Below are 25,117 nucleotides of genomic sequence, written 5' to 3'. Positions count from 1 at the left end.
CAGGTGTTCTATGGGATGCATGGACATGCCCGACCACGGTCCCACGTTGACGTTACGATGATGCACCGAGTGAAAGTGGTTGTAGAGCGGACCCCAATGCAGAAAGCGATGAATCCAATAGAAATGGAAAACTCCATAAAGCGGGAGGAAAACAAACCAAAGAATAAACCAAACGGGATGCGATGCAAAGGTCAGCATCGGCAAATAGCCGTTGGCATAGCACCAGAGACCTATAACTTCGTAAGCGGTCCAGATCGTAACCCCGCTCGCCACTGACCAGAACACGTTGTCGAGGAACTGGCTGTTGAAGGTGAACAGCGCATTATTTTTATGAAAAGGCCGGGCGTCATATCGCAGACGATCACCCTGCATGTTGAAGGTGTACAGGTACAGGTGCATTCCACCGGCAAGAAGGACGATCATGGCAAGATTGCGCAGATAGATTGCTGCAATCCAGTCCAAGCTCAATGTCCGCGCGGTCTCGAGCGTGGGCGAGAGGTAGTACCAGGTCAGGAAAGACACGCCGACGACGATTAGCCGGTCTGAAATCGGCAGCCACGAGTTCCAGATTAGCTTGAGCCCCTCAAATGGCCCGCGCCTGAAGTTGAAGATGGAGCGGTCCTCAAGCGGCAGATTCGGCATGTAGTTCCAGGTTTGCTTAGTCGGAAGGGTGACTTCCGATTTTGTGGTATCCGTTGTCATTTGCGTCATCCTACGCTTGCACGCCCAATGGCGCTGCTTCCCTAAGCTGCGTCTGGAACGCTTCCAACTCGTGGGGTTTCATTGAAATTGTAACTTCGCGGTAGGGAAACGACCCATCACGCACAGCCGAGTGGAAGGCGGTCAGTGCTTGAATTCGCTCGCGCTGCATCTGCTCCTGCAACTGCAAGACGTTGCCATAGGCGAACGCGTGGCGAGGTGGGTTCTTGGTCTCGCCGCAAATGTCTTCCGAGAATAGAAAGGTGACGTCTCCGCCAGAGCCCGATCCGATTGAGAATGTGACCAGGCTGGTTTGCTTGTTTATGGCTTCAAGCACTTCTTGAGGTACCAGTTCAACCTCCACCGCGAAAGCGCCTGCGGCCTCCATTGCGCGGAATCGCTCAACAAGCTTCATGGCCTCAGAGGCGGTGGTTCCATAAGCCCGCAACCCGCCTATCCAGGTGCTGTATGGCGGGATGAGCCCGACATGTCCCATGACTGGGAAGTCAAGATCGGCGAGCATTCTTATGGTGGCGAGACTGCGACTCGTATACAATGCGTCGGCACCCTCATCCATTGCACGCATCGCGCCTTCAAGGACATCTTTTTCGGTCGGATGATCCACAAGCATAAGCGCTGCTGTGACGAACGAGGTCGGCGCGCCTTCCCTCACTTCTTTCAGGTATTGCGATCGCGTCATTAACGTGTCGATCCCAGCGGCGAATGCTCGCTCAGCCTGTTCGCGGCTTGAGACCGTCACTTCGGTTAGCTGCACTTTTCCCTTGTTGGCGCGCAAATCGGCAACGGTCCAGTTACGGCGTGCCGGCCGATGACCAAAAGTGAATATGTTACGCATTGGCATCTTTCTTGGAGGTGCGGGGAGGCTGACGACGTCACGCCTAAAAAATGTTGCCGAGACAGCCGGAAATCAAATGAAAGTTAGGCGAGCATTGCATTCCCTGTGCGAATGCAACACTGCCGAGCCGCGAGCCAATGCGCCGACAACCGGGCCAGCTGGTACAGGAATTTTGCCTGCCTTCAGCCTAGCAATGAATGCTGCTTGTCCGAGGAGCGAGGGAAAAAACTATCGATTGGGCCGCCGTACCGGCGGGTCAGCCATTGCTCAAATGGCTCGATTGGAAAGCTCGGGGGTCGTCCTGAAGGCCAGGCGATGTGATATCTATCTTCTGTCTCCAGGTATTCGGTGAGCGGGGTTACGAGACGTCCGGAATCAAGCAGGTCGCCAAGCACTCGGAGGTAGCCCAAAGCCACCCCCTGGCCTGCGAGGCAGGCCTGGATGACGTTGTAGTAGTTATTGAATCCCATTGTGCGCTGGTTCCTAGGCGGCTCTAAGGAGAACTCGCGCAACCACTGCCGCCAGCCAACCCAAGACGGATGTTGGGCCTGCATGTAGAGGAGTTCACAATTTCCCAGGTCAAGAACTTCGAGAATGGGACCATGCATCTCCAGAAATTCCGGAGAGCACACCGGCGTCATGATGTCTTGAAATAGTGGTCGGATCGTAAGGCCTGGAAAATCGGGCTCACCGAAGGTGAAAAGCAAATCCACCTGCCCGGTAGGTTCTATTCCCTGTGGGTCCGCGGTGACGACAAAGATCTCCGCTCCGCCAAAACATTCCCTGACCTCGGCGACCCGTGGCAGTAACATGAAGGTCGCGTTGGCCGATGATGTCGAAAGGACGATTTGCTGTCGGGATCGCTCCTGGATCAGATCCTCAAGGGCATCGATGATTTGAGAGGACGCCACGGAGTAGGCCCTTAAAAGCCGGTCGCCAGCCGGCGTCAGCGCAATTTTCTTATGCGTCCTAGCGAAGAGCGGCTGCCCAAGCCTGCCTTCGAGTTGACCAATCTGTTTGCTAACCGAGCTTTGCGATAGACCCACTTCCTCGCCCGCCAAAGTAAAGCTACCCCGGCGGGCGGCTGCCTCGAAAGTCGGCAGTAACCTCTGTATGTTCTGGTACAGCGCTTTGGATCGCATTCCTATGACACCGCAACTGACTGTGGTTTATCGTTCTATGGCATCCTGCGATGGCCAACAATGCTAACCAAAATCGTTGCCGTGAGAGTTCGAGAAATCGAACGGTTTCGGGTGAAGCACCAACCCTCTTTGTGCAAGGACCCCTAGGACTTGGAAACGACATGTTTGCCTAGGAGTAACTCGCAACTGGATCGCCTAAGAAGTCGAGGCGAGGCGTGATGCCAAGGCCKGGTAGGTCTGGTGCGACAATGCGTCCGTCAACGACGTCGTACGGTCCGTCAGCAGTTTTGCCCGACAAAACGCCGCGACTTTCAAGCACGCAGCGAAGGTATCTCTCCGGTACAGTCTGGCCCATATGTACGATGGCGGCGAAGGCAATATCGGAGCCCGCGGTCTCTTGGACGCTCATCGTGTAGCCGGCCGCAATACAGATATCGCGGTGGCGACGGCCCTTCGTAAGCCCGCCATTCTTGGAAATCTTCAGGCCTATTCCGTCCGTCGCATCATCAGCTATCAGCTGAGCAATTGAAGCATCATTGGTTGCCAGTTCGTCAAAGAAGATAGGGATATTGGTCCTTCTGCGCAGGGAAACGCATTCCCGCCACGTTGCGCACGGCGTCTCAAGAACAAAGTCGAGGCCATGCGGGAGAAGCCGAAGCATACGCAAAGCGGTCTCGACAGTCAGTCCCCCGTTTGCGTCAACGATAAAGAACTCTCCCGGCTTCTGATCTGCCAGCGCAGCCGCAATTCTTGCAGTGTCCTCAGCGGGCTCCCCGCCAATCTTGACTGAATGCCCTCGATACCCCATGGCACGATGCTCAGCGACGCTCCGGCGCATCTGTTCCGGATCATCCATATGGATCGACGAAATAACTGGCATCTTGACGTTGGTGCGTCCCCCCAATAAWTCGCACACGGGCAGACCCACCGATTTACCAAAGATGTCCCAGCAGGCGACGTCAATTGCGGTCTTGGCATGCTCGTGCCCCAACAGCGCTGCATCCATGGCGTCATACGTCCGGTCCACTCGTCGGGGGTCTAGACCAATCAACTGTGGTGCCATCTCAGCAATACCTGATCGGACGCCTAACGCATGGGACGCGACATAATTGGAGCCCCAAGGTGTGCTTTCTCCCCAACCCTCAAGGCCATCCTTCGTCGTGACGCGGACGATCGTGGCATCGAAGACGCTGTACTCTCGCCCACCGGACAAACGATAAATTCCGCCCTCATAACGAAGATCTACCTTGAAAACATCGATGCTCTTGATGGCGCAGTCGGACACGGTGTCTTCCTTTTCTGCAGATGGCCGCTTCCGGAAATCGCTAGCGGACGCTGAGGCTCCGCCCTGGCGACCCAATCCGGCTCGAGGCGTAACGACTTAGCGATGCAGCAGGCGTTTAGCCGAAGGYTTACAAGGCGATTCCAAATTTCAATGTAAGCACCGCAAGGAGGAAGATGAGGCACACTATAAAAGCCTGGATGAGCGCCCGAATCTCTTCCCTCACCGAAGTTGGTTCAAGCCGGTCTGCCATCTTTGCGATACGAGGAACTCGCCTTCCTTGCGACATTCATTCAAAGTAGCAGCCCGGACGTGCCGGGCTGTAAGGCGTTAATTTGCGGCTGCCTTCGCTTCGGCAATCCAGGCGTCCCATTGAGCGCGGTGATTGTTCCGCCAATCTTCCGCCCGCTTGAGAATGTCTTCCGCGCTTCCGTGCCCTTCGTGTATCTGTAAGCTGTTTGCGCTGATGTCGTTTTGCGGGATTTTCAGYAATTCGAACCACTTTCGCGCCGCCGGATTTTTATCCAAAAACTCCTTATTTGCGAGCACGCGTTCAGAGAAAAACGTGAAACCTAGGTTGCCGAGTCCTGGGACGACCGTTTGCGCGCCCTCAAGTTCTTTGGGCAGGTCCGTATGATCCACTGTCAGCCAAACAACGTTCTTGCCAGGGGTAAGCACAGTCGTCAGCCACATCGGACTCCAAGAATAGTATAGCGTCGGCGTACCGGCTTTAATTCGCTCGACGGCGTCGGCTATGATCGCTTCGTAGCTACCCTGAAGGTGCTGAACGGTATCTCGGAGACCATATGCGTCGAGTTGATGCTCTATAACTCTCTCGCATCCCCATCCGGTTTGGCATCCATACAGTTCTGCCTTGCCGTCACCGTCGTTGTCGAACAGTTTTGCGATCTTAGGGTCCTTAAATTGGTTGATTGTCTTGATGTGGTAGGCGTCGGCGGTCTTCTTATCGATCAGGTAGCCCTGGAGGAAGTTTTCGGCTATCGTCCCGACTGGCTCGAGCTTGGCCGGTCCGCCCGCCTTCTCCCAGACCGATTTATGCAGCGGGTCGTCATACGTAGCGTAAAAAGTTGCGTCCCCCGTTCCGACAGCAAGTATGGCCGCTTGGAACTGCATGGAAGCAGATTGCTTGACGTTATACCCAAGGTCCTCCAGTCCCAGGCTGACCAAGTCTCTCTCAAACCATTCGTCAGCGTAGTTCTGATCAGCGGGCTGCACTGAAATGCCGGCTCCTGGAAGCTTGTCAGCTGATTCCGCGGCGCCAATGGTGCACGCTAGTATAATCGCGCCAAAGGACATCCTGTTTGTGAGTACGCGCATAGTTCTCCTCCCTGTTCAATTGGTTCTTATTTCTACGAGTTCCATTTTTGACTGCTGTCGGACGCGACGCCTCCAACGTCCGACGAACCTCGCAGTTTGATAGCGTTAGAACGCTAGCGGCCGGTTGCTCACACGACAACGGTATAAAAAGTCATGTGCCGCACGATTAAATGTTATCAGGTGAGTCGCCCCGGAAGGCTGGGCCGGTGAGAAGCGTCGCAAAAAATCCGCTAGTGAGAGTGCATCCACGCGACCCGGCTCGTCTGCGGGGCCGGCAGAGCGGCTACCCAGGTCAGCACGGATGCTCGATTAACACATGGTCTGGACCCTTCGACCGACTTTCCCGAAACGGCTGGCACTTGCCGGCAGCGGAGCCTCTAACAGAGTAAGGCTAAGAGCGATCAGCGCGGAGAACTGGCGTGCTTGCTCGGGCGAGACCTTCGGCCGCGCACGATACAGACAGCCCTCGGTGCGGACACCAACCACTAAATCTCTGACAGGGAACCTATTCCCCTGCGGTTAATAGCGAAGCGATACGAACAACAAGACGATCGATGTCGATTGGCTTTTCGAAGCGCTCGACGCCGTCGAACTCCTGGGGGATCGCGTACGTCTCCAGGTGCGTCAGAAAGACAAACGGAATCTTGCGCCTAACCAGGTGCTCGGCTGCCGCAAATGTTGTTTCCCCCTGCAGACTGACGCTGATCACGGCCGCATCTATCCTCGACGAGGACATCACATGGTCAAGCGCGTCCTCAATTGTATCAGCCGGATAGATGCAATTCGCTCCTATGTCGTTGAGGGCGACACTTATTCTCAGAGACAGTCGGTAGTCATCCTCTGCTATCAGGATGCGGGATTTGTGAAGGGCTTGACCAGCCATTTGATGGTCCGGAGAGATTGCGCGAGGCCTAGTCCAGGAGGCGGCTTTCGAAGGGATAGCTGGAGAGCAGCTCATAACCATTGGGAGTGACCAAGACTTGTTCCTCGAGCTTCACCCCGTCGCGCTCGCCGACAGCGCCGATATAGGACTCTACGCAGACGACCATGCCAGCTTCGAGGGTGGCGTCGAAGGCGACAGGACCTCTGAATATTGGTTTGACCTGCGGATACTCGTCGCACATTCCAACCCCGTGCATCAGGCTCGGGTAGGCTTGCTGATGAAATTCTTCCGGCACCGGCCAAGCTAGCGTCTGCAGTTCCTTCATCGTGACGCCGGGGCGTACCAGCTGCATATTGGTGTGCAACTCATCATATGYGTACCGGTAAAGTTGGCGCTGCCGGGCGGTAGGGCGCTCTTTGCCATAGTAGAACGTCCGGGAAATATCGCAGAAGTAGCCGAACGGGCCGACCATATCTGTATCGAAGCCCACCAGATCGCCAGGCTCGATGGCTCGCTGTGTTGCCTCCTGAAGCCATGGGTTAATACGCGGTCCGGAAGCGAGCATCCGTCCCTCATGCCAGCCTCCCAAATTTGAGAGGTTGGTATAATTGAGAATTCCCCAGAGTTGCACCTCGGTAACGCCCGGCGCCATGCTCGCCTGCATGCGGGCAATGCCGTGTTCTGCAACCGCACATGCCCACCGAATACACTCGATCTCATCAGCCGATTTGATAACGCGCGCACCTTCGGCAATGTCGACGGCATCGATGACCTCGATACCGCGCTGCAGCAGCGCCAACGTAATGCTTGGATTGACATATTCTATTGCTACCCTTCGGCTGGTAGATCCGATTTCGTTCAGGAACTGGACGATATCGTCTGCGAACAGTCGGGCATTTTCCGTCAGCTCGCCGCCGCCTTCAAAAAATGAGATCGGACGTCCGGGCCGGAATGCGTCGGCAGAGCTTTCAGTTCCAAGTCCGGCATGCAAAACGATCGGCCCGTCCACCGGCATGAAGAGGTAGGTGACGGGGATATGAGATTGGAAAAGAGGATAAACATTGTAGTCGACCGCGTAACGCAGGGAGATCGGGCTCACCAGAACGCACACGGCAACGTCCGCGGCTCGCATGGCGGCTCTGACTCGTTCTTTGCGGTACCTATCAAGCCTTTGAAAGTCGATTTCAGGCATTTGCCGAAACTGTCGAAGATCGCTCCAGTTGTCTCGAAGCAGGAATCCCTCGGGATCTGCCGAGGCCAGTTTGAAATCGCTCATGGCTTCCTCGTTTAGCTCGAGCTCTGCGTCTTACATCCGCGACCAAAGTTTGCCGCCCGTCGCCCAATTGTTCGGAGCGTATTCATCGAAAACGACATGGACCTGTTCCGGTTTGAGATTCGACTTTTCGCAGAACAGCTTGGTAATCTCGGCCGCAATTTCCGCTTTTTTGTCGTCATCGGCCTTGAACGTCTCGATGTGAATAACCGGCATAACGTATCCCTTCGTTTGCTGCGCACGGATTGATCATTACTGTGGGCGCGGAACTTCACGGAAGCACCTCCAGCAGGACATGCGGCCCACAGATCGCCTCGACAGCGAGCTATAGGCAGCGGCTGCTCGCCATTCAAATGAGTTTTACTGCCGGCCGGGATAACCAGGGGTAATGACTTAGCGTAAGGAGACGTTCGGCGGCTGCCTTCAGTCATGACTTTAGCTTGTTAGGCCCATGACTTTTTGGACCCTTGCGAAGGAAGGCGTTCGAGCCGTAGATCACCAAATCTGGGGGCGACATCTCCGCCAGGTTCGATCATTTCCGTGGGCTATTGTCATATGACTCAATCCAAGAAAGTTGTGATCATCACGGGCGCAACCTCCGGAATCGGGGAAGCGATTTCCGAAGCTTTTGCCAAAGAGGAAGCCACTCTAGTCCTGGTCGGCCGCGACCGYGACCGTGGCCAGCGGGCTTTGGAGCATGTCGAGAAATTTGATTGTACTGCTCAATTGGTCCTCGGTGATGTGACTGACTCGTCATTCGCTGATCAGGTCGTCAGTTCCTGTGTTGAGCGCTTTGGCAAGGTCGACGTACTGGTCAACAGCGCAGGCATCATTCGGCGCGGTAATGCGGTCGACACTAGCGATGCGGATTGGAGACAGACTTTCGAAGCGAATGTCGACGGATTGTTCTATTTCAGCCGCGCTGCCGTTAGATCCATGCGCACGACGGGGGGCGGGAGCATAGTTAACATCGCCTCAAACGTAGGCTTAGTCGGTTGCCCGGGGCTTGTTGCCTATTGTGCTTCTAAAGGGGCGGTCGTTCTGATGACCCAAGCGATGGCCCTTGACCATGCCAAGGAGCAAATCACAATCAACGCAGTTTGTCCTGGCGCAGTCGACACTCCGATGTTGGTTTCGGCCCATCATAAGGCCGTCACCGCGGAAGAAATTCTGCAAAGGAACATAGCTTCTATACCCCAGGGTCGGGTGGCAACGCCCAATGAAATCGCAAACCTCACGCTGTTCCTCGCGAGTGACGGCGCCAGACACATCACAGGCGTCGCWATTCCCATCGATGGCGGCTTCACAGCAGGATAGGAGGACGTTYTGGTGAATAGGGTGTCGGGCAAGGTTGCCATCGTCACAGGCGGCAATCAAGGAATCGGTCGCGCAATCGCGGACAAGCTTGCCGACGAAGGGGCCATCGTTGTTATCGGAGATCTCCGGAATGATGATTCCTCCAAAGCCCATGGCGGGGGAGAAATAACAGCTCTCACGCTTGACGTCACGAAAGAGGTGTCGATCAGGACATTCGTCGATGAGGTCCTCCAGAAGTTCGGCCGGGTTGATATCTTGGTCAATAACGCCGGTCTGGTCATGCACAAAACCATTGATGATCAGACCGCCGAAGAATGGGACAGGCTAATGGYGGTTAATCTACGCGGGCCCTTCCTGATGGCTAAATATGTGGTCCCTGAAATGAGACGTCAGGGCGGGGGAACGATCGTCAATATCGGTTCGGTCGAGGGCTATATGGTCAACCCGTGGCACACTGCCTATGCGGCATCGAAAGCCGGTGTTCATGGACTGACGCTAGGACTTTCGGTAGATCTCGGTCCGGATGGAATTCGTTGCAACACCGTCTGCCCGGGCTGGATCGWCACTGATCTGAATCGCGCATACGTCGAGATGCATCCGGACCGAACACTGATAGAGCGAGAATTGGGGCAGCTCCATCCGGTAGGAAGAATTGGCGCGCCCACCGAAATCGCAAATGCTGTTTTATGGCTGGCCAGTGACGATTCCACTTTTGTTAGTGGTGAAATGATCTCGGTCGACGGCGCGCGCACCAAGAAAATCTCTTTGCCTGCAATCTTGGACGAGGAATACCGGGCCAAGCTGACTAAAGCTCAGGGCTAACGGTGTTAGCAACGGCTTGCGTCAGTTTAAGCAGCCCGCATCAAAGGCGGTCGGCAACCRCATTTCTGGGCATTGACACTGGCGGCACCTACACCGATGCGGTGCTGTGGTCGGAGGAAGGCGGCCCGAAAGGCAAGGTRCTGGCCAAGGCCAAGGCGCTCACCACCCGAYATGATCTCGCCGTCGGCATTTCCGGCGCGGTGGATGCTGTGCTGGAGAAGGGCGGCACTGATCCGGCGGCGATCAAGCTGGTCTCGATGTCGACGACTTTGGCTACCAATGCGCTGGTCGAGGGCCAGGGCGGTCGCGTGGCGCTGGTCATGATCGGCTTTTCCGAGGCCGACCTTGCCCGCGATGGGCTGAAGACGGCTTTAGGCACCGACCCGGTCGTGTTCTGTCCCGGCGGCCATGATGTGCACGGCAATGCCGCCAAGCTCGATCTCTCCGGCCTCGAGGCGGCGCTGCCGGAGCTTGGGCGTTCGGTGTCGGGTTTCGCCGTCTGCGCCTATTTCGCCACCCGCAATCCGGCGCATGAGCTGGCGGCCCGCGACCTGATCCGCGAAAGGACCGGCCTGCCGGTCACCGCCAGCCATGAGCTTTCGGCCAAGCTCGGCGGTTCGCGCCGGGCGCTGACCACGCTGCTCAACGCCCGCCTGATCTCGATGATCGACCTGCTGGTGGCGGCGACCGAAGGCTTTCTGGCCAGGCGCGGCATCGCCGCGCCGCTGATGGTGGTGCGCGGCGACGGCGCGCTGGTCTCCGCCGCCTTCGCCCGCCAGYGGCCGATCGAGACGATCCTCTCCGGCCCGGCCGCCAGCCTTGTCGGCGCCCGCCACATGGCCGGGCTCGACGACGCCATGGTGTCGGACATCGGCGGCACCACAACGGATGTCGCCGTGCTCGATGGCGGCCGGCCGCGCCTCGACCCGGAAGGCACCACCGTCGGCGGCTACCGCACCATGGTGGAGGCGGTGGCCATGCGCACCTTCGGCCTCGGCGGCGATTCGGAGGTGGCGCTGGAGGAGGGCGCGCTCACCCCGAAAATCCTGCTCGGTCCGCGCCGCCTGGTGCCGCTGGCGCTCGCCGGCATGGTGCATGGCGAGGCGGTGACTGCCGAGCTGGAACGGCAGCTGCGCGCGCCGAATCCCGGCCGCATGGACGGGCGCTTCGCCGTGCGCACCGGCGTGCCGGACAGGCTAGCCGCCGGCCTCACCGGACCGGAAGCGAAGCTCTATGAAGYGATCGGCGCTGCCCCGCTGCCGCTCGATCGCCTGCTCACTTCCAACGCCCAGAACGCCACGCTGAACCGGCTGGTGGCGCGGGGGCTCGTGCATATCTGCGGCTTCACGCCTTCGGACGCTGCCCATGTCCTGGGCAAGCAGGCCAACTGGGACTCCGCCGCCGCCCGCCTCGGCGCCGAGCTGTTCGCCCGCCGCCGCGACGGCCGCGGCCAGACGATCGCGGCGACGCCGGAAGCGATCGCCGAGCGCGTGCTCGCCACGCTGACCCGCTGGTCGGCCGAATATATTCTCGAAACCGCCTTCGCCGAGGACGGGCTGGATGGCGCGGCAAYCGTCGCGCACGCGCTGGTGCAGCGCGCGGTCGATGCGCATCCCGGCATCGCCCGCTTCAGCGTCGCGCTCGACCGTCCGGTCATTGGCCTTGGAGCCTCGGCGCCGCTGCACTATGCGGGCCTGCCGCCGCTGATCGRCAATGGCTGCGTGGTGCCGGAGGACACCGATGTAGCCAATGCGCTGGGCGCAGTGGTCGGCCAGGTGYGCGTCTCGGCCGAAGCCCGCGTCAGCCAGCCGAGGGAAGGGCTCTTCCGCCTGGCCTCGGGGCAAACGGTGCGCGACTTCACCGACGAGGCGGCGGCGATCGCCGCGGCAGAGGCCGATGTCCGCGCCATCGTCGCCGACCGCGCCAGGGACGCCGGCACCGACAGCGCCGAGATCGACGTCGCCACCGAGTTCAAGGTCTCGACCATCGAGGGCCAGCGCATGTTCATCGAGGCGCATGTGGTGGCGGTGGCGTCGGGGCGGCCGCGGATTGCCGCATAGCCGGCCACCGTATGGGGCAAAATCAATTGCTCTTCCCATTTGACGGTTCGGTTGACGATCGCTTCACGAAGCGCCAGTTCCTCCATCGAGGATCGCGTGCGGGTAATTCCTCAAGCTCTTCAGCGCCAACTGGCATGATCAAAGTTGCGCTGATCGTGAGCGGCGACGAGACCTTCGGACGAATCGGTTGAGAGTCTCGGATGAGCGACCCGCCGGCCCGGTAGGGAGAAACCACGCACTCGACCGCAATTTGCCCTCGGTCGCTAATCGCCGCGCAGAAGATCGTCGCGTAGCTGTCGATAGACCACCCTTGCGAGCGTGAGTTTGGCCTGGTTGTCGCTCGCGAGGCATCGCGAAATCGAAGGGTTCATAGCCCCTCAGATGCTGGGCGGCGGTCGTAGACCGGCTATGTCAGCCGAGGCCGGGCCCAACCCACGCAGGCAACTCGATACGACATTGCTGAGGTGAAACGCCATGGAATGTTCTAAAAGTCTTGGCAAAGTGCGAAGCAGAAATGAAACCGCACGCTATTGCGATATCAATGATGGGCAAGCTCGTGCCTTCGATCAGTCGTTTGGCGTGCTCCACACGCACACGCAGATAATGGCGCACCGGAGGCATGTGGACGTGAGTTGCAAATAACCGTTCCAATTGGCGTCGTGAAATGCCAACCCGTCGTGCGACATCTTTCATGCTCAAAGGGTTTTCTACGTAATCTTCCATTATTCGCATTGCCATAAGAAGCTTGTCGCTTGCGCCGACGAATGCAAGGCCGGTCGGTCCCGTCTGACGATTTGAACCCGACCGTTGTCCGTCCACGGTAGCGAAGCGACAGACCTCTCGGGCAATCGCTCCGCTGACATGGCCCGCAATTAGATCTACAGCGAGATCGAAGGCTGCCAACTCCCCCGCGCAGGTCGCAAACTGTCCGTCTTTTACGAACAGCGCGTCCTGGGCTTGCGCTTGTTGGAACAACTCCGAGAACGCGGCCAGTTTCGACCAATGAATCGTGCAACGCGTACCTGCCAGCAAACCTGCTTGCGCCATAAGCCAGGTTGCTGTGCCAAGCGCTGCGATCGGAGTACCGCGGCGTGYGAATGTACGAAGGACTTGGGTGATCTGGGGCGGCAGCCCCCCGCCGACAGGTTCCCCAGCGATGATGGCCATGTGGTGTGGAGGTTTACCGCCGGTACAAAGATCGAGGTCATCGACGGTCATATCGACTCCCACAGAAAGCCCGCTCGCCCCCACGACCGGCCGTCCATCCAGTCCCGCTATACGCCATCGAAACAGAACAAGTTTCGAAAGCATGTTTGCAATCCGGAAGGGTTCGATAAACGCGTGGAGTGCGAGTTGCGAGAACCCAGGCACCAGCAGGATAACTAGTTCAATGGGCTGTCCGCCGTGCACGTGGCTGTCCAGCGTAGACAGGGCCTTCATAGCTTTCATGTTGGGAGGTGCGTTCATCAGCTTGCTTCCATACCTTTCGGATGGGGGGCCGGTTTTGGTCCGGACTCCCTTATGCCAGCCCGGCTAACTCAGGCGCCTCGATTGCGCCGCCGGCTGCGCAGCCGCGCTCGAAACCGCAGCGCCTATGGTGCGCGGGCTCTGGTCCTACTCTCTCTTCATGCCGGTTAGAGGACTGCGTCGCCGATCTGAAGTTCTCTGCGCTTCATGAAATCCAACAGGGCTTCATCAATCGCTTCGTCAAGGAGTGGGGCTTGATATTCTTTCAGCGCCTTTGCCGCCGCATCGCGTCCGCGAGTGTCGGCGTCTCTAGCTCCGCCGAACGACCATTGCTCGAAGCTGTCGTGGTCCATGAGATCGGGTACGAAAAACGCCTGCTCGAAGTTCTTTAGCGTGTGGGCCGTCCCCAAGTAATGACCGCCTGGTTCGCTCTGTCGCACCGCATCGAGTGTCTCATCGAGCTCGCTTTTCACCAAGCMTTGGCCCAGCTTATGAAACATGACCATCTGCTCTGCGTCGAGCATGAACTTGCTGTAGCTTTGGGTCAGGGCGCCTTCGAGATAACCTGTGGTGGATAGTACAAAGTTCGCGCCAGCCATCAGGACGCCATACATGTTGCGGGCTGCCTCATACCCCGCCTGGGCATCGACGAGCTTAGAACTCGTGCACATGCCACTGCACCGCCAAGGGAGCTTGTAGCGTCTCGCCAGTTGTCCGACCAACATGTTCATGTGATCGATTTCCGGGGTTCCAGCCATGGGTGCGCCGGTTTTCATCGAAACCGTAGCCAGCCACTGTCCATATATGGCCGGTGCTCCCGGTCGGACCACTTGGGAGAATGCAACGCCGGCCAGCGCCTCGGCGTTCAGCTGCGCCACCGCCGCGAGCGTACTTGCTGGGGTGCTGGCACCCGCAAGGACAAATGGTGTGAATAGAATCGCCTGGTTGCTCGCGGCATAGACCTTAACCGCGTCAAGCATCGTCGAATCCCACACCAACGGTGAGTTACAATTTGCAATCGATACGGTGACAGTGTTGTTATGCACGAACTCGTCGCCGAAAACAATTTTGGCCATGGCGACAGTGTCCTCAGCCCTCTCGCGCGAGGTAACGGCGCCCATAAATGCTTTGTCGGAATATTTGATCAGACTATAGTTCATATGAAGATGGYGCTTTGGGACGGCGACGTCCATTGGCTCGCAAAGAACTCCGCCCGTCATATGCATCGCCGGCGCCTGATAGGCGAGCTTCGCAAAGTTCACGAAGTCTGCGATTGTCGAGTTTCGGCGTTTGCCTTCCAAATCCAGCACATTGGGCGACCCATACGCGGGAGTGAATATCGTCCTTCGACCGCCTAGGCTGACTGTTTTTGCCGGATTGCGGGCGTGGACCGTGATCGTCTCAGGGGCTTTCGCCACAAGTTCAAGCAAAAGGTGACGGTCGAGCCTAACACGCTGCCCGGTGACATTCGCGCCGGCGGCCTGCCAGAGCGCAATGGCCTCATCGTCACGAAATTCAATGCCAATCTCCTCAAGAATCTGCATGGAATAATTGTGAAGACGCTCCAATTCGTCTGCGCTTAGCAAATCCATGTATGGCAGGCCGCGATCCATCGGGGGCATGTACGTCACCGCCCGCTCCGAACGCATTCTCTGTCGGGCGTCCCGCCCACCGGGTCGTGCAGACATAGCTCAATCCTCAGTTTATTTTTGAATGTAGCTATCCACGACGTAGATGACTAACAAGAAATAGTCATCTGCGTCATGAAACAAAGTTATGATGAGTGAGTGTTCGGGCCTTAAAGCCGGTCCTCAATGCCCTTCAGCAGAGAGGATGCAGTGACTACGCCCACGTCGGCGCCGGTTTCATCGATAACAACCAGGGGTTTATTGCCATATTTGTTGGACAAAGCCACAAGATATTCTAGTCCGAAGTCAAATCCTACCCTTGGAGCATCAGCGAGCACAAAGCCATCGGTGCCAGCAAAGTTGCTGAGGGGTGAAATCACCGACGCAGCCGTGAGCAGCTTAAGGCGGCTGCTTCCCTGGACAAACTTTTCTACATATGGATCCTGCGGGTTTCCAATGATCTCGTCCGCTGAACCGATTTGCAGCATTTTGCCGTCTTTCATAACTCCAATCTTGTGACCAAGGCGCACTGCCTCGTCCAGGTCATGTGTGATGAACAATGTTGTTTTGCGAAGCTTGCTGGAAAGCTCCTTGAATTGGTCTTGGAGCTCTCGGCGGATGAGTGGATCGAGTGCCGAGAAAGGCTCGTCCATCAGCAATATGGCGGGGTCGGCCRCAAGCGCACGGGCCAAGCCAATTCTCTGCTTCATCCCCCCCGACAATTCGTCCGGGTAACGGTCACCCCAACCTGCGAGCTGCACGAGTTCGAGCTTTTCCTCGGCGACTTCATATCGCCGGCGCCTTGGAACGCCGCGCAACTCCAGACTTAACGCGACATTGTCCCGCACTGTGCGATGGGGTAGCAGCGCCACGTTCTGGAACACCATGCCAATCGATCGAGCCCGCAACTGGCGCATCTCAGCGTCGGATTTCAGATTGATGTCCTCGCCGCCTACGATAATCTGGCCAGCGCTGGGCTTGATTAGCCGGTTGACATGACGGACCAACGTCGACTTGCCACTTCCGGACAGACCCATAACGCAGAAGATCTGCCCCGCCTCGACGTTAAAGGAAACACCGGCGACCGCAACCACGCAGCCGTGCTGTTCAAGGAGTGCGTCCTTTGACAGATAATCTCTCTGGATGCGGCCTAAATCATATTTTGCGGTCGATCCGAAGACCTTCCACACATCCCTGAACTCAATTGCATGAGCAGTCAAAATCCGTCTCCGAGTTTCATTTGCAACGTCGCGCAGCGTTGGCCGCCCGACGAGTTTCAGATTTGATGGCTACTTGCTAGCCATTTTGGCCTGAGCGATCCATTTGTTCCATTCGGCGAGATGTGCCTTCTTCCAATCTTCAGCATGCCTGCGAATGTCTTCGTTAGACTTCTGRCCTTCGTGGATCAGCAGGTTCTCGCTGTCGATGTCCTCGATCGGAATTTGAACTTGCTCAAACCACTTAGTGGCGACTGGATTCTTCTCAAGAAACTCCACGTTGGCGAATACGTGGTGAGTGTTTAYGGTGAAGCCGAGATTCCCGATCCCGGGGACTGTGGTGTCAGCACCAGCCTGTTCATCGGGCAAGGCTGTGAAGGGTACCGTGAGCCATGATACGTTTTCTCCGTGGCGGAGAATGYCGTTGATCCAGGTTGGGGTCCAACCATAGTACAACACTGGTTTGCCTTCTTTGACGCGCTGGATAGCATCTGCGATCAAAACGAAATACTCGCCTTGATTGTGCGTCACCGTGTCCCTTAGTCCGTATGCATCCAGGTGATGCTCGATAATGCGTTCACATCCCCACCCAGGCTCACAACCGTAAAGGTCTGCCTTGCCGTCTCCGTCGATGTCGAAAAGCTTGGAAACTTTTGGATCTTTCAATTGATCGATACTTTTAATTCCGTATTTATCGGCCGTAGCTTTATCAATCGAATAGCCCTGAATAGAATTTTTGGCGAGCGTTCCGACCCGACGCGCCTTTGTATCCCCGCCAGCTTGCTCGGCAAACGCAATATGCAAGGGATACCAATGGGGCGTGTAATAATCGGCGTCACCGTTAGCCACAGCGACATGTGCAACCGCTACCTGAGCCTGCGCTGGTTCTTGGACTGTATATCCCAGCTCTTCCAGGCCCAGTTTCACCACGTATGATTCGAACAGCTCCTCGGCGATTCCATTATACATCGGCTTCACCGTGACGCCTTTGCCCGGCAAGTCTTCTGCGCAGGCATAACCGGGAGCGATTATCAAGCTGCCCAAGACTGTCATGGCGAAAGCGAATGGCCGGTTAACTATTTTTAGGTCATGTATCATTGGGTTCTCCCCTCCTTTAATTTGACAGTTGTTCCCGGTCGCCTCGCACTGGTTCGCGGCTTGCCGGACGGTGAGCGAGGGTTCTGAGCACTCCTGCTACGACCCCAGCTGGGCCCCGGTTGTACCAAGGGACGTGGGCGAATTGCCTGCTGCTCGTCATTGCCGATTGGGTCAGACGATCCAATATGATTGCCAGAAGAACGATCCCAACGCCGCCGGTTGCAGCTTGGCCGACATCCAACCGGCCGATGCCGCGCAAAACCAACTGTCCTAACCCACCGACGGCTATCATCGAAGCGACCACAACCATCGCCAGGGCCATCATCAGAGTCTGATTGACACCAGCCAAGATGCTCGGCAACGCTAGCGGAAGCTGAGCCTTAAAGAGGAGCTGGCGATCGGAGGCGCCGAAGGCACGCATCGCCTCTACCACTTCCTCTGAGACTTGTTGGATGCCTAGCGTAGTCAGCCTTATTATCGGTGGTAAGRCAAAAACGATGGTTACAATCACTCCTGGGACGTTRCCGATACCAAACAGCATGACCACCGGGACCAGATAAACGAAAGATGGGATGGTCTGCATTGTGTCGAGTATCGGCCTGCATATTGCGGCAACTCGAGCGCTTCGGGCTGTAAGCACGCCCAACGGGATGCCGACGATCGTGCAGAAAAGAACCGCCGTAAAAACAAGAGAGAGCGTGGTCATTGTTTCTCCCCAGATGCCGAGGAGACCGATCACGACCAGCAAGCCCGCCGTCTGAACGGCCAGCCGCCAGCCGGAAAGCTGCCAAGCGAGAAGGCCAACGATGATAATCGTAATGGTAGGCGGAATACCGTTCAGAACCGCCCCAAGTGTGACCAAAAGCTGATCGATTGGYCACTTCACGCTCTGAAAAAACGGCCGGTAGTTCTCCACGATCCAACCCAAGCCGTCGCTGACCCACTGGTCGAACGGCAGCCGCCAGCTTTTGAACGGGTTCAGAATATCTTCAGGCTTCACCGATCGTCCTTTCAAAGAGGGGGCTGTTACCAGACGACTTATCGTTGCGAGCGCGTACGCGCGACGAAATGGTCGCGCCGTCAGGCCGCCGTCAATCGCGTCGATGTGGCTCCCATGTTACACGGGGCCCTCAGCCCAGCATGAGGGTATTCCCTCTTCTCGTCGAAACGCTAACGGCGGGCCCGTTTCGGTACAACGGTATAAAAACTCATGCGCCTTACGACTAAATGTTATCGCGCAAATCAGCGGCCCGTTTCCCTGTTATTGTCCTGGCTGGGTTGTCTCGATATCCCCTTCCGTTGACGAAGGGGAAGGGTTGAGATCGACCACCTGGGTCATGAGCCAGTTGCGAAAGATTTGGACGTCTTGCCGCTCAATCGCTGTATCCGGTATGACCAGATGATGTTTCCTTCCTGTAAGGCAGCTTTCCGCCAGAGGCCGGATCAGAGAGCCTTCATTCAGAAAATCATTTACCAGATGGCGCCAACCTAACCCAATTCCATGGCCTCTGATTACAGCCTGCATCATCGTTGGATAGTTGTTGAATGTGATGACGCGTTTGAAATCGGATGAGACGCCGAACTGGCCAAGCCAATGCACCCAATCGAAGGGCGACCAAGGATAGGCGGACCAATGCTGATCATCCATGACAAGCAGGACCTCGTTGACCAGATCATCAGGAGTCACGATAGGCGCGTTGGGCTGGTACGATTTACTGCAGACAGGAAAAACTTCCTCCGCGAAAAGCTCCGTGGCAGTGAAACCGGGCCGCGCCAAATAACCCATGACGACTGAGACATCGAAGCCATCCGTAGCTGGCGACGGGCTTCGCTCGAGCGAAACCAAGTGAAGGTCAACGTCTGGGTTGTTCGCCACGAAATCACCGATGCGATGGCTCATAAAAAGTGTGGCGAACGACATTGGCATCCCGACGGTTAGCCGGCGCGCCCTTTCCCTCCTCTTCACACTATCGAAGGCCGCAGCTATATGCGCGAGACTGAGCGTCGCAGCTTCAAAGAGTTCCTCGCCAGCAGGGGACAAGGATACCTTTTGGTTGCCGCGGTTGAAGAGCTGGATGTCCAGGTGATCCTCAAGGGTGAGGATATGGCGGCTCACTGCCGCTTGAGTGACTGAGAGCTCATTTGCGGCTTTGGTGAAGCTAAGATGACGAGCCGCAGCCTCGAAAGCGCGTAGCGCGCTAAGCGGAAGCCGTCGATAGTTAGACATGGATTTTCATACCCAACCAAGGTCCGCGGGCCACAAAACCGCACGGGAGCCTATCATACAGCGTGGCGCCAATTTGTCTCTTTCCGACCAACACTTTGAAGCCTGCGCCTCAGCTGCTCATTTCGTGCAGACTTAACGTCAGTGGTGGGTTGGTCGTTCCCCTCCTTCYGCCTCCAAACAGATGGTGGTTGGCCATATTCGTTCCGAAAGACCCTGCCAAAGTGTGAAGCATTTTCGAACCCTGCAGCAACAGCGACATCGATCAAGGGGGCATTGCCGGTCCGGAGTAACTGCTTGGCACGTTCAAGCCGTATGCGTCTGTAAACAAGGGCGGGTGAACTTTGCATCTCCGCAAAACACAGACGTTCGAGTTGTCGCCTGGAAATCCCTAATGCAGCKGCCAGTCTCGAAATYGACAAAACGTTCTCGACGTTTTGCTCCATCAGGATAAGTGCAGCACGAAGCTTTGGATTCTGGATTTCAAGCTCTAGCGGTCTACGCGGCTGCACCCATTGCGCGCTCCGGACTCTGTCAATCTGCAAAACCTCAAGCGCATTTCGCTCGGCAGCCTCCCCGATGTGCTTTCGAACCAGTGCCGCAGCCAGGTCGCATGTGCTGCTGCCGCCGGCGCACGATCCCCGCGTGACGTCCAGGGTATAAATCCTGTCGGCTTGGACCTGGAGCCCAGGGAACCGCTCTCGGRAATCGACGTAATGAAGCCAGCTTACACATGTCTCATGCGTGGTCATGAGACCAGCTTCCGCTAAGATAAACGTTCCGGTGCAAACTCCAATTAGGCACACGCCGGCAGAGGCTGCGTCTTGAAGATACCGGATCGTGCGACTGTCGACTGCCTGTCGGTCCGACAACCGCCCTCCGACGACGACTATGTAGTCGAACTCCACTGGATCACGGAGYGATGATGTCGGCGATACCTGCACGCCGCAGCTTGAACTCACGAAATGCCGGGTTTCGGACAAGACCTCCCAATCGGCTTTGACCCTGCCTGATCTGTCGGTCTCATCGCTCGCCAGGCGAAGCGTATCAACRAACAAAGCAAATGCTGTCAGGGTAAACGAGCGGGCTAAGATGAAGCCGACCTTTAGTTGGACCGCGGACGCTGGCCTGCCACGTGGCGCTGAATTCAACAAAATCGATGCTCCGACCGGATGGCTGCTTAGGTTGGGGACCGGGCAGCCACTTACGCAATATCGTATTCCTATCTTGACTCACATTCTTTGTCTACAATATGTCTATCAAAAAGGGACGTGCAATGAGCCTCGATGAGCATCCGACTTCCACCGACCGCAAAAGTGTTCTTGCGGAAACCCTCGTGCACCGCATTCTGACCATGCAGCTCGAGCCTGGAGCAGTTTTGGACGAGGTTGCATTGAGCGAGGAGTTTGGCCTCTCGCGCCCACYGGTTCGKGWACTCATGCGTCAGATGGCAGGCGAAGGCTATGTCGACCTCGAGGCCAACCGGGCTGCCCGCGTGTCCGTCATGTCCTACCAGACCTTGCGCAACTTCCTGATCGTCGCMCCCATGATCTATGTCGGAACRACGAAACTCGCTGCATTGAACCACAATCCCGGAGACCTCGCGCTACTCAAACATACCCAGCGCAAATTCCGGCAATCAATTGCAGATGGTGACGTCGAGAGCAKGGTGATTTTCAATCACCAGTTCCACCTGAACATAGGGAGGATGRCGCATAATCCCTATCTCCTGCCGAGCCTCAAGAAGCTGCTCATCGATCATGCACGCATCGGCAGAATCTTTTACCGGCAGAATGGTGGGCCGCGGATCGAAAAAGATCAGGAGACCGCAGCACTCCAGYACGATCAGATGATCGATGCCATCGAGGGACGGGATGCGGAGCGCGCCGGCGAGGTCGTGCGTGCTCATCTTGAAGTCTTCCGCAGCGATGTCGCGCTCTACGCAGTGCCCAGCGGGATGCAGGGTGAACTGGAAGGTTAGATTACCGTCAGTGTCAGTGGGAACAGGGAGAACAGAAATGCTGAACAAAGTCGACTATAAGGCGCAGGCTCGCGCACTGAAGCTGCCGACCAAAATGATCGTGGATGGGGAGGCAGTTGCAGCACTATCGGGCAAAACGTTTGCTACCATCAATCCGGCCACGGGTGAAGTTCTGGCTGATCTCCAAGCTGCGGGTTCCGCGGATGTAGATAAGGCTGTTGCATYGGCGAGGCGAGCGTTCGAAGACGGCAGGTGGTCAAAGCTACCGCCGGCAACTCGCAAGAAGGTGCTGCTCCAGCTCGCCTCTGCTATTGAAGACAACGCACTTGAACTTGCCTTGATGGAAAGCCTGGACAGTGGCAAAACCATCAATGACTGCATCAACATTGACGTGCCCGAGGCGATTAACAGCCTGAGATGGCACGCCGAGGCTGTCGACAAGATCTATGATCAGGTAGCCCCGGCCAACGACGCGACGCTGGGGCTGATCGTTCGCGAACCTGTAGGCGTGGTCGGTCTCGTCCTTCCCTGGAATTTTCCTCTTCTGATGCTGGCCTGGAAGATCGGTCCGGCACTTGCAGCAGGTTGCACTGTGGTGGTGAAGCCAGCTGAAGAGACGTCACTCACAACACTGCGTGTGGCCGAACTCGCACTCGACGCGGGCGTACCACCCGGCGTGCTTAATGTCTTGACTGGTGACGGTCCGGACGTTGGTGAGCCGATCGGYCGGCATCCCGACATAGWCGCGGTTTCGTTCACGGGTTCGACCGAAACCGGGCGCCGCTTCCTCAAGTACTCATCGGAAAGCAACCTAAAGGAGGTCGTGCTTGAGATGGGGGGGAAAAATCCATGCATTGTGATGAATGATGTACCTGATCTCGACGCCGTGGCCGCTCATATCGGTAATGGCGCGTTTTGGAACATGGGTCAGAATTGCTCAGCGATTTCGCRAGTATTCGTCCACAACGACGTGAAGGACCGCCTTCTTGAAAAACTGGGCGAGGTGGCCAAGTCTTGGACGGTGGGAGATCCGCTGGATCCGGACACTCGCGTCGGGCCACTAGTTTCTGCAACCCATTTTAGGAAAGTAAGCGGTTATCTAGGCGGCGAGGGCCGGGTTGTTACCGGGGGCAGGGCCTTCAACGGCACTACGATCGAACCGACTATTCTTGAGTTCAGTCAGCATGATGGCAAACATGTGCGAGAAGAGATTTTCGGTCCGATCGTTTCGGTGGTGGGCGTAACGTCTCTCGCCGAAGCCGTCTCCCTCRCAAACCAGACCGAGTATGGGCTTGCAGCCTCCATCTTTACCGCAGATGGGACGCGTGCGTTGAGGGCAGCCCGGGCACTGAAGGCTGGTACGGTCACCGTGAATTCGTACGGAGARGGGGACGCCGCGACCCCGTTCGGCGGTTACAAACAGTCGGGTTTCGGCGGGCGGGACAAGTCTCTCCATGCTCACGATCAATATACCCAGACCAAAACGCTCTGGATCGACCTGAGCAGCTCCAATGAAGGTTTCTAAGATGTCATCATTCGCCTTTTCCGGCCTCAATCTCGCCATTACAGCGCCGTTCGACGCAAACGGCCGTGTCGATTTTGCTCGGTTCGATGAACTCATTGAACGGCACCTGGCCGCTGGCGTTGATGGGTTCGTATTCAGCTCTGGCACTGGTATGCACGTCTATCTGACGCCGGAGGAGTCTCGGAATCTGGTGGAGCGCGGCGCCCGCGTGGTTGCGGGTCGCGCGAAAGTTGTCGCTCAGGCATCCGCACTTCTTACTGCCGACGTCATTGAGAGAACTAAGTTTGCCAAGGACGCTGGGGCAGACGGGGTAATGGTGCTCCCGCCATTTTTCGAGGGCCCATCTGACGACGACAGCGTCTTCGACTTTTATAGCGAAGTCGCGAGCGTCGGGTTGCCGATCATTGGCTACAATGTGCCGCAAGCGGTCGGCGTGCGGATCACACCGCAACTGCTCCGGAGGTTGTGCGAATTGCCTGAATTCCGGGCCGTCAAGGACAGCAGTGGTGACTTGGTCGGGCAAGTTAGGTTGATTGAAACCGGCCTCAATGTCATCAACGGCGCTGACCCGTTGGTCCCGTTCTCACTATTCGCGGGCTGCGCCGGACTAATTTGGGGCGGTGCGAACATTGCGCCCCGCACTTGCGTTGCAATTGTCAGAGCTGCGCAGGAAAAGAGATGGGACGATGTCCGATCCCTTTGGCAACTCTTGGGACCGATCATGRCTCTGCTCTGGGAGGRAGACTACGTCCCCAGCGTCTATGCGGCGTCTGAGATCACCGGATATGGAGGTGGTAGCGCGAGAAAGCCATTCCGCCCGCTTTCTGGGGAACGGATATCGGCTCTTCGAACGGCGCTTGGACCTCTAGTAGAGCAAGAAGCGGCGTAATGGGCAGCAAAGTCTTTCGGGCACGTCGCCTTCCGGCTCACGGCGCTCAGTCCGGCTGGGTTGCGATGCTTTCACCCAGGGCACCCACGGCTGAACTCGATCGCGCAATCTCTGTCGACGTCGTTGTCATCGGCGCCGGCTTTGCGGGTCTCTCGTCTGCACAACGTCTCGTTGAACTTGATCCCAAGCTCTCAATCGCGATTATTGACGCCGATGAAGTAGGACACGGGGCAAGCGGGCGAAATTCGGGTTTCCTGATAGATTTGCCGCATGACATTTCCTCAGGCAGCTTCGAGGCGGACGCGGAGGCGAAGAGCCGCAACGAGATCTTCGTGGCTCGAACTGCCATTCAACATTACGCGCGGCTAGCGGAAGCCCACGGTTGGGACGAAGACATCTTCGACCCGAGCGGCAAATACAGCGTGGCCATGACAGATGGTGGCTCGGAGCATCTTGCAGCCTATTCTCAGCAACTTAATTCGCTCGGCGAACAAAACCAGCTTCTTGATCACCGAGAGGTAGAAGAAATCACCGGCACCCCTTCGTTTAAATCAGGTCTCTTTACGCCTGGAGCGGTAATGGTGCAGCCGGCAGCCCTGGTGAGAGCCGCAGCTGCCGCTTTTCAAGAGCCAGTCAAACTCTATGAACGGACGCCGGCGCTCGCCATCGAGAGCCTTCCGGGCGGCTGCAAGGTAAAGACTCCGAAGGGCGAGATAAGGGCAGGACGGGTCGTCTTGGCGACTAACGGTCATGCGGAGAGCTTTGGGTTCGGTCGCGGCGAGCTGCTCCATGTCTTTACGCACGCCTCGCTGAGCGAGCCGTTTGACCCTGTCACATTGGGCGGTCTCCGCAAATGGGGAGCCACACCTGCTGCGCCAATGGGGACAACGGTACGTCGCATCACCGGACCCGACGGAGACCGCATTCTCATCCGTTCTCGATATACGTATCATCCTACGATTGAAGCGAGGGAAGCAACAATCAAGGGAGCTGGGGAGCTTCACGACCGCAAGTTTGCAGACAGGTTTCCGTCTCATCGGCATTTGAAAATGCAGTATCGCTGGGGAGGTGCTATGGCGCTTACTCGAAACACGGTGCCCTTGTTCGGCCAAGTCGCTCCCGGGATTTTTGCAGCTTGCGCATGCAACGGGATCGGCGGGACCAAATCGACTGCGGCGGGCATTGCCGCAGCGGAACTCATCGTCGGCCACCAGTCACGGCTTGGTGACATCTTTCACGCCTTCRCCAAGCCGCAGACCTTGCCGCCTCGCCCATTCGTCGACGTGGGCGCGAGACTGACCTTGGCGTTCAGGGAATGGCGCGCGGGACGCGAATAAGCTTTCATCGCGAGTAAGCGAAACTGCCTAGATGGATCCGCCCGCCGCCTGTCCAGGCTAGATCCCGGGAATAACCGGG

General features: G+C 57.1%; 22 protein-coding genes. 7 read left to right on the top strand and 15 right to left on the bottom strand.

The genetic code is table 11. From position 1 onward, the window contains the following. The 8 genes from LCM4576_RS30315 to LCM4576_RS30280 form a co-directional block, all read right to left on the bottom strand. On the bottom strand, nucleotides 1-702 hold a 702-nt coding region (locus tag LCM4576_RS30315; protein WP_071036076.1), incomplete at its 3' end, for a sterol desaturase family protein. Between the two features lie 10 nt (nucleotides 703-712). Next, complete coding sequence (locus LCM4576_RS30310) at nucleotides 713-1,555, bottom strand: 3-methyl-2-oxobutanoate hydroxymethyltransferase (RefSeq protein WP_071036074.1); 843 nt, start codon at nucleotides 1,553-1,555, stop codon at nucleotides 713-715. 182 nt (nucleotides 1,556-1,737) lie between these two features. Continuing rightward, nucleotides 1,738-2,697 carry a LysR substrate-binding domain-containing protein gene (locus LCM4576_RS30305; RefSeq protein WP_071036073.1) on the bottom strand — a complete coding sequence of 320 codons (960 nt, stop codon included), beginning with the start codon at nucleotides 2,695-2,697 and terminating at the stop codon, nucleotides 1,738-1,740. Nucleotides 2,698-2,866: 169 nt separating this feature from the next. Beyond that, on the bottom strand, nucleotides 2,867-3,982 hold the full coding sequence (locus tag LCM4576_RS30300) for a mandelate racemase/muconate lactonizing enzyme family protein (RefSeq protein WP_071036072.1): 1,116 nt from the start codon (nucleotides 3,980-3,982) through the stop codon (nucleotides 2,867-2,869). A 327-nt stretch (nucleotides 3,983-4,309) separates the two neighbouring features. Next, a complete protein-coding gene (proX, locus tag LCM4576_RS30295) occupies nucleotides 4,310-5,317 on the bottom strand; it encodes a glycine betaine/L-proline ABC transporter substrate-binding protein ProX (protein ID WP_071036071.1) in 1,008 nt (335 codons plus the stop codon). Nucleotides 5,318-5,822: 505 nt separating this feature from the next. Further along, nucleotides 5,823-6,200: a response regulator gene (locus LCM4576_RS30290; protein ID WP_071036070.1), complete on the bottom strand. Its 378-nt coding sequence runs from the start codon at nucleotides 6,198-6,200 to the stop codon at nucleotides 5,823-5,825. Between the two features lie 28 nt (nucleotides 6,201-6,228). Next, nucleotides 6,229-7,476, bottom strand: coding sequence for a Xaa-Pro peptidase family protein (locus tag LCM4576_RS30285; protein WP_071036069.1), 1,248 nt, complete (start codon nucleotides 7,474-7,476; stop codon nucleotides 6,229-6,231). A 30-nt stretch (nucleotides 7,477-7,506) separates the two neighbouring features. Next, entirely contained in the window at nucleotides 7,507-7,689 is a 183-nt protein-coding gene (locus LCM4576_RS30280) for a 4-oxalocrotonate tautomerase family protein (RefSeq protein WP_071036068.1), read from the bottom strand. Nucleotides 7,690-8,028: 339 nt separating this feature from the next. Here LCM4576_RS30280 and LCM4576_RS30275 point away from each other — a divergent pair, with 339 nt between their 5' ends. The 3 genes from LCM4576_RS30275 to LCM4576_RS30265 are packed head-to-tail and all read left to right on the top strand — an operon-like array spanning nucleotide 8,029 to nucleotide 11,672. Next, nucleotides 8,029-8,790, top strand: coding sequence for an SDR family NAD(P)-dependent oxidoreductase (locus LCM4576_RS30275; RefSeq protein WP_071036067.1), 762 nt, complete (start codon nucleotides 8,029-8,031; stop codon nucleotides 8,788-8,790). 12 nt (nucleotides 8,791-8,802) lie between these two features. Next, nucleotides 8,803-9,612, top strand: a complete 810-nt coding sequence (locus tag LCM4576_RS30270) for an SDR family NAD(P)-dependent oxidoreductase (protein ID WP_071036066.1) — start codon at nucleotides 8,803-8,805, stop codon at nucleotides 9,610-9,612. A 2-nt stretch (nucleotides 9,613-9,614) separates the two neighbouring features. Beyond that, nucleotides 9,615-11,672 carry a hydantoinase/oxoprolinase family protein gene (locus LCM4576_RS30265; RefSeq protein WP_071036065.1) on the top strand — a complete coding sequence of 686 codons (2,058 nt, stop codon included), beginning with the start codon at nucleotides 9,615-9,617 and terminating at the stop codon, nucleotides 11,670-11,672. A 411-nt stretch (nucleotides 11,673-12,083) separates the two neighbouring features. On the opposite strand, the gene LCM4576_RS30260 is transcribed toward LCM4576_RS30265, so the two are convergent. From LCM4576_RS30260 to LCM4576_RS30230, 7 genes are all read right to left on the bottom strand, one after another. After that, on the bottom strand, nucleotides 12,084-13,139 hold the full coding sequence (locus tag LCM4576_RS30260) for a GlxA family transcriptional regulator (protein WP_083361572.1): 1,056 nt from the start codon (nucleotides 13,137-13,139) through the stop codon (nucleotides 12,084-12,086). Nucleotides 13,140-13,306: 167 nt separating this feature from the next. Beyond that, nucleotides 13,307-14,827, bottom strand: coding sequence for a trimethylamine methyltransferase family protein (locus tag LCM4576_RS30255; RefSeq protein ID WP_071036063.1), 1,521 nt, complete (start codon nucleotides 14,825-14,827; stop codon nucleotides 13,307-13,309). Nucleotides 14,828-14,937: 110 nt separating this feature from the next. Further along, the gene (locus LCM4576_RS30250; protein WP_071036062.1) at nucleotides 14,938-15,987 is read right to left on the bottom strand and encodes a glycine betaine/L-proline ABC transporter ATP-binding protein; all 1,050 of its coding nucleotides are present in this window, start codon (nucleotides 15,985-15,987) and stop codon (nucleotides 14,938-14,940) included. Between the two features lie 69 nt (nucleotides 15,988-16,056). Further along, nucleotides 16,057-17,082: a glycine betaine/L-proline ABC transporter substrate-binding protein ProX gene (gene proX, locus LCM4576_RS30245; RefSeq protein ID WP_071036061.1), complete on the bottom strand. Its 1,026-nt coding sequence runs from the start codon at nucleotides 17,080-17,082 to the stop codon at nucleotides 16,057-16,059. Nucleotides 17,083-17,098: 16 nt separating this feature from the next. Then, nucleotides 17,099-18,082, bottom strand: coding sequence for a proline/glycine betaine ABC transporter permease (locus LCM4576_RS30240; protein ID WP_071036060.1), 984 nt, complete (start codon nucleotides 18,080-18,082; stop codon nucleotides 17,099-17,101). Nucleotides 18,083-18,343: 261 nt separating this feature from the next. Beyond that, entirely contained in the window at nucleotides 18,344-19,309 is a 966-nt protein-coding gene (locus LCM4576_RS30235) for a LysR substrate-binding domain-containing protein (RefSeq protein ID WP_071036059.1), read from the bottom strand. 53 nt (nucleotides 19,310-19,362) lie between these two features. Beyond that, a complete protein-coding gene (locus LCM4576_RS30230) occupies nucleotides 19,363-20,457 on the bottom strand; it encodes a GlxA family transcriptional regulator (protein WP_071036058.1) in 1,095 nt (364 codons plus the stop codon). A gap of 125 nt (nucleotides 20,458-20,582) precedes the next feature. Here LCM4576_RS30230 and LCM4576_RS30225 point away from each other — a divergent pair, with 125 nt between their 5' ends. Genes LCM4576_RS30225 through LCM4576_RS30210 form a run of 4 tightly spaced genes read left to right on the top strand, consistent with a single transcriptional unit; the run spans nucleotide 20,583 to nucleotide 25,038 of the window. Continuing rightward, the gene (locus LCM4576_RS30225) at nucleotides 20,583-21,287 is read left to right on the top strand and encodes a GntR family transcriptional regulator (protein ID WP_083361571.1); all 705 of its coding nucleotides are present in this window, start codon (nucleotides 20,583-20,585) and stop codon (nucleotides 21,285-21,287) included. A 37-nt stretch (nucleotides 21,288-21,324) separates the two neighbouring features. After that, nucleotides 21,325-22,812: an aldehyde dehydrogenase gene (locus tag LCM4576_RS30220; RefSeq protein ID WP_071036056.1), complete on the top strand. Its 1,488-nt coding sequence runs from the start codon at nucleotides 21,325-21,327 to the stop codon at nucleotides 22,810-22,812. A gap of 1 nt (nucleotide 22,813) precedes the next feature. Continuing rightward, nucleotides 22,814-23,701, top strand: coding sequence for a dihydrodipicolinate synthase family protein (locus tag LCM4576_RS30215; protein WP_071036055.1), 888 nt, complete (start codon nucleotides 22,814-22,816; stop codon nucleotides 23,699-23,701). After that, entirely contained in the window at nucleotides 23,701-25,038 is a 1,338-nt protein-coding gene (locus LCM4576_RS30210) for an FAD-binding oxidoreductase (RefSeq protein WP_071036054.1), read from the top strand. Before LCM4576_RS30215 ends, LCM4576_RS30210 begins: the two co-directional genes overlap by 1 nt. The last annotated feature ends 79 nt before the right edge of the window (nucleotides 25,039-25,117 follow it).

The sequence above is a fragment of the Mesorhizobium sp. LCM 4576 genome, from assembly GCF_001854815.1.
GTDB classification, from domain to species: Bacteria; Pseudomonadota; Alphaproteobacteria; order Rhizobiales; family Rhizobiaceae; genus Mesorhizobium; species Mesorhizobium plurifarium.
This window is presented reverse-complemented; position numbering and strand designations above follow the sequence as displayed.